The organism is Angustibacter peucedani (genome assembly GCF_054779595.1).
Genome location: NZ_BAAGXY010000164.1, coordinates 1 through 764, shown reverse-complemented (window position 1 = coordinate 764; position 764 = coordinate 1). Strand labels below are relative to the sequence as shown.

Sequence of the window (764 nt, the reverse complement as noted above, 5' to 3'; positions counted from 1 at the left end):
GCTGGCCGGGTTGCTGCTCGGCGGCGTCGCCCTGGTGCGGGTCGACGCGCTGCGCGAGACCGCGCTGCTGCTGCCGGTGGCCGCGCTGCTGGCGCTGCGTCGTCCGGGCTCGCGGGAACGGGCGGCGGCCGGGCCGCTCGTGGTCGGGCTCGCGGTCTCGACCGCCGTCGCGGCCGGGACGGCGGCCCTGCTGACCCGCCCGTACGTGGCCTCGATCAAGGGCTCGCTGCTGCCGCTGGGCGCCGCGCTGGTGCTGCTGGCTCTCGTGGCGGCCACGGTGCTGGCGCTGGGGCGGTCCGGACGACGGCTGCCGGTGCGGGCGCGGCTCGCGCTGCCGCGGCTGCTGCCGGCGCTGGTGGCGGTGGTCGGTCTGGCGCTCGCCTCGCGCCCGTTGTGGCAGACCGCGCGGCAGAGCGCCGCCGACCCCGGCTCGCGGGTGGTGGCCGGCCTGCAGCTGGCGCAGGGCCTGGCGGTCGACGGCGGTCGCACCTACGCTGAGCACAGCGCCGTCTGGGTCGTGTGGTGGGTCGGGCTGCCGGTGGCGCTGCTCGCGCTGGTCGGGGCCGTGGCCGCGGCGCACGTGCTCGGCCGCGCCTGGGCGGACGACGACGCGCTGCCGCCGTGGGCCGCGCCCGTGGTGGTCGCGATCGGCTCGACCGCCCTCACCCTCTACCGGCCGGGCATCACGCCGGACCACCCCTGGGCCGACCGCCGCCTGGTGCCGCTGGTGCTCCCGGCGGTGCTGCTGCTGGCGGTGGGACTGC

1 pseudogene is annotated in these 764 nt (G+C 79.5%); it reads left to right on the top strand.

Going from position 1 to position 764, the window contains the following annotated elements:
• Positions 1-764 (top strand): annotated as a pseudogene (locus ACYVJ4_RS18485) (hypothetical protein); the annotation flags it as partial.